This is a genomic window from Streptomyces sp. KLMMK, assembly GCF_036961605.1.
GTDB lineage: Bacteria > Actinomycetota > Actinomycetes > Streptomycetales > Streptomycetaceae > Streptomyces > Streptomyces telluris.
Genome location: NZ_JBAMDC010000492.1, coordinates 1 through 4,193, shown reverse-complemented (window position 1 = coordinate 4,193; position 4,193 = coordinate 1). Strand labels below are relative to the sequence as shown.

General features: G+C 76.0%; 4 protein-coding genes. 3 read left to right on the top strand and 1 reads right to left on the bottom strand.

What is annotated here, in order from left to right:
* Both V7793_RS34265 and V7793_RS34260 read left to right on the top strand, forming a co-directional pair.
* The coding region (locus tag V7793_RS34265; protein ID WP_336013610.1) for an AMP-binding protein at nt 1-1,045 on the top strand (1,045 nt) is incomplete at its 5' end.
* 142 nt (nt 1,046-1,187) lie between these two features.
* Entirely contained in the window at nt 1,188-2,045 is an 858-nt protein-coding gene (locus tag V7793_RS34260) for a MurR/RpiR family transcriptional regulator (RefSeq protein WP_336013609.1), read from the top strand.
* A gap of 7 nt (nt 2,046-2,052) precedes the next feature.
* Here the strand turns inward: V7793_RS34260 and V7793_RS34255 are convergent, their stop codons facing one another.
* Nucleotides 2,053-3,456: an alpha/beta hydrolase family protein gene (locus V7793_RS34255; protein WP_336013608.1), complete on the bottom strand. Its 1,404-nt coding sequence runs from the start codon at nt 3,454-3,456 to the stop codon at nt 2,053-2,055.
* Nucleotides 3,457-3,685: 229 nt separating this feature from the next.
* On the opposite strand from V7793_RS34255, the gene V7793_RS34250 reads away from it, so the two are divergent.
* Nucleotides 3,686-4,193, top strand: a 508-nt coding sequence (locus V7793_RS34250) for a hypothetical protein (protein WP_336013606.1), incomplete at its 3' end; no start/stop codon positions are given.

The following is a 4,193-nucleotide window of genomic DNA, read 5'->3' as shown; positions in this document are numbered from 1 at the left end:
CGTCGATCTCGGGGAGCGGCGCGACTGGTCCGGCGCCGAGCCCGCCCCGGACAGCACCGCGCTGATCCTCTACACCTCCGGCACCACCGGCGCCCCCAAGGGCGCGCTGATCCCGCGCGGCGCCGTGGCCGCGGGCCTGGACGGGCTCGCCGAGGCGTGGCAGTGGACCGCCGGGGACACCCTCGTGCACGGGCTGCCGCTCTTCCACGTCCACGGCCTCGTCCTGGGCGTCCTGGGGGCGCTGCGGACCGGCTGCCGGCTCGTGCACACCGGCCGGCCGACGCCGGAGGCGTACGCGGCGGCCGGCGGCAGCCTGTACTTCGGGGTGCCGACGGTGTGGTCCCGGGTGGTGCGCGAGCCGTCCGCGGCCCGGGAGCTGGCCGGGGCCCGCCTGCTGGTGTCGGGCAGCGCGGCCCTGCCCGCGCCCGTCTTCCGGGACCTGGAGGCCCTCACCGGGCAGCGGCCCGTCGAGCGCTACGGCATGACCGAGACCCTGATCACCGTCTCCGCCCGGGCCGACGGCGAGCGCCGGCCGGGCGCGGTGGGCACCCCGCTGCGGGGCGTCCGCACGCGCCTCGCGGCCACCGAGGGCGGCATCGGCGAGCTGGAGGTCTGCGGGCCGACGCTCTTCAGCGGCTACCTGGGCCGCCCGGAGGCCACGGCTGCCGCGCACACGGCCGACGGCTGGTTCCGTACGGGCGACATCGCCGCCGTCGAGGAGGACGGCACGCACCGCATCGTGGGCCGCGCCTCCACCGACCTGATCAAGTCCGGCGGCTACCGGGTCGGGGCGGGCGAGGTCGAGAACGCCCTCCTCGACCACCCCGCGGTCCGCGAGGCCGCCGTGGTCGGGGTGGAGCACGAGGACCTCGGGCAGGAGATCGTCGCGTACGTGGTGGCGGACGGCGTGAGCGAGAAGGCGCTGATCGATTTCGTGGCCGGCCACCTGTCCGTGCACAAGCGGCCCCGCCGCGTCCGCTTCCTCGACGCGCTGCCGCGCAACGCCATGGGCAAGCCCCAGAAGAAGCTCCTGCCGCCGCTGTGACCCGGAGGGGACCCGTGGATCCGGCCGGGGGGCCCCGGTGGATATGGGCACGGAGGCCCGCCCACCCCTGCATAATTTCATGCAGGGGTGGTGGTCGATGAATGACCGCTGCCGAAGACCGCCGACGACCATGGAGGGCCCGATGAGCGACACCGGGGGCGAACCGGAAGCCACCGCACGGCTGCAGAAGCTCTTCGAAGGGCACCGGCTGACGCCGACTCAGCGCCGCATCGCCCACTGCATGGTGCGCCGCGCGGCCGATGCGCCCTTCCTCTCCAGCGTCGAGCTCGCCGAGCTGGCCGGCGTCAGCCAGCCCTCGGTCACCCGCTTCGCCGTCGCCCTCGGCTTCGACGGCTACCCGGCGCTGCGCCGGCACCTGCGCGACGTCGTCCCCGCGGCGGCCGAGCCGGGCGACGGCGAGAGCGCGTACAACGAGTACCAGCAGGCCGTCCACGTCGAGATCGACAACCTCCGCCACCTCGCCTCGGTCCTCGCCGACCCCGCCCCGGTCGCCCGTGCGGGCCGGCTGCTCGCGCAGTCCCGGCCGCTGCTCGTGCTCGGCCTGCGCGCCGCCACCGCCCAGGCCGCCGGCTTCGCCTACTTCGCCCGCAAGGTCCACCCGGACGTGCGGCTCCTGGACGAGGGCGGCACGCTCCTGACGGACCGCATAGACGCGGCCGTACGGGCCGGGGCGGGCACGCTGCTGTGCTTCGCCCTGCCCCGCCACCCGCGCGAGGTGGTCGAGGCCCTGGAGTACGCGCAGGGCCAGGGCCTGACCGTCGTCACCGTCGCCGACTCCACCTTCGCCCCCGTCGCCCGCCACAGCGACCTGCTGCTCCCCGCCGCCGTCGGCACCGGGCTCGCCTTCGACACCGCATGCGCCCCGATGCTGCTGGGGCGCATGCTGCTGGAGGCGATGTGCGACGCCCTGCCGGACGCCCAGGCGCGCCTGGAGGAGTTCGACGCCAAGGCGGTGGCGCGAGGGCTGTTCGTGGAGTAGCCGGGGCTCAGGAGGCCGGGGAGCCCTGGAAGCGCATCTCCGGGAAGCGCGGCGACGGGCCGTCCAGCAGCCGTCCGTCCCGCCCTTTGAGGAAGCGGTCGAAGAACGCCACCACGTACGCGCGCGTGGCCGCCACCGCCCGCTCCGGCCGGACGGTCCCGATGCCCTGGCGGAGGTCCTCCTCCGGCAGGGCGCCCTGCCGGGCGAGCGCGGGCAGCAGCGAGACGCCGTCGGTGTACGTGCCGTGCGCCGCGCCCGCCATGGTCAGCTCGGCCTGCCAGGCGCGCGTGTGCTGCCGGAAGGACGCCCACGACGCCCGGTTGCCCGCCGCGCCCGGGCCGTCGGAGCCCAGCAGGAGGAACGGCCGGTCCACGCCCTCGCGCGCCACGGTGCTCAGCTTGCTGCCCGTGCCGTCGGGGAGGGGGAAGTCCATCTGGCCGTCCATGTTGATCCCCGCCTTGAGGCGGCGGTCGTCGTGCAGGGCCTGCGCCGCCGTGAAGCCGCCCGCGGACTGACCGGCCATGCCCACGCGCCGCAGGTCCAGAGCGTCCCCCAGGCCGTGCGGCAGGTCCCGCCGCCACCGCGCCGAGCCGAGGGTGTCCAGGACGAACCGCGTGTCGTCCACCCGGGCCTGCACCGCCCTGCGGAGCGCGGCGTCGACCTCGGTCACGGGTGCGCCGGCGAGCGCCGGCAACGCCGACTCCGCCAGCTCCCCGTTCGCCAGGCGCACTTCGGAGGAGTCGTAGGTGTGGTCGACGGTGACGACGACGTAGCCGCGGGAGGCCAGCTCCTCGGCCAGGCCGGTGTTCCAGGTGCGCGGGTCGCCCAGCCCGGCGGAGTACAGCACGACCGGCAGGGACCTGCTGCCGCGCGCCACGGGAGCGTCCACGCGTGCGTGCGTACGCGTGGACGCCCAGTCGGCGGCGTCCGGGCGCACGTGATGGTTGAAGCTGCCCGCGCCCCGGGCGGAGCCGAAGTGGGCGGCGGAGGAGGGGTCCATGTGGGGCGCGGGCGCCTTCCCGCCGGCGGGCCGGTCCCGGTCCGCGGGGTAGAAGAGGCTGATCGCGACCTGGCGGTCGCCGCGCTCCGGCTTCCAGGGGTCCTTGCGGGCGGTGTCCACCAGGTGGCGGGTGACCGTGCCGACGGCGTGGGGGCCGGTGGGCGCCGGCAGCGCGCCCGGGGTGCTCTTCGCGGTCGCGGCCGTGGTCGAGGCCGTGGCTGTGGCCGTGGCCGGGGACTCCGCCGCGGCCTGGGCCGGGGCCTGGGCCGCATGGGCGTCCGGCGCGGGCACGAGCGCGCTCAGCAGACCGGTCGCGGCCAGTGCCCCCGCCGCGAGGACCGCCCGCCGCCGGAGCCCGCTGTCCCGTCGCGCACGGTCCCGCCGCTCGCCCCCTCGTTCGTGGACAGCCATCCCCGTCTCCTCCCGCTCGTCCCGCTCGTCCCGCCCCGGCAGGGACGACCTTAGGGACCACACGACTGCGCACACGTCATACGGCGGAGCCAAGTCCGGGGTGATACCGGGGTATGACCCCTGTGAGGTACATGCGGCGGATTCTCAGCTCGCACTCAGATTCGTTGGTTAGCCTGCCGCGTGACGAGTCGGGATCGAGGGGATTTCAGAGGGAAAGGTGGGTTTCGACGTGGGGCGCGGTTCGTATGCGCTGGCGAGGGTGGCGGTGGTCGTCAGAGCCCCGGCCGGCTGGCTGTGGTGGCCGGGGCTGCTGAGCGCGGGCGCCGGGGTCCTGGTGCCCGGGATCACCGGGCGGCGGATCGGCGTGCTCGCCGGAGCGGCGCTGTTCCTCATCGTCGCGGGCGTGGTCTTCGCGGTGCGCCGCCCGCGCTACGCGGCCCTGGCGCGCGGCGCCTCGCGGGCGGGCCGGTCGGTCTTCCTCCAGGACCGCGCCGTGACCCTGCGGAACCGGCGGCGCGCCCGCCGGTGGTGGCTGCTCCTCGCCTTCCTCGCCGCCGTGGGCTCCGGCTTCCTGATCCCGGCCGCCGCGGGCATGGCGCTCGCCGGTGCGGGCGCGGGCCTGTGGGCGAAGGCCCTGTGGCTGGGCGGCCTGGAGCGCCGGAGCGGCTCCCTGCTGTGGGTCCGTACGGAGTGGGCGCAGGCGTCCCCCGCCGCCAAGCCCGTGCGCGGCTATCTGT

Bases quoted from the DNA above. Each gene is read 5' to 3' on its own strand.
- V7793_RS34260 (WP_336013609.1), top strand. From the start codon at position 1,188: ATGAGCGACACCGGGGGCGAACCGGAAGCCACCGCACGGCTGCAGAAG.
- V7793_RS34255 (WP_336013608.1), bottom strand. From the start codon at position 3,456: ATGGCTGTCCACGAACGAGGGGGCGAGCGGCGGGACCGTGCGCGACGG.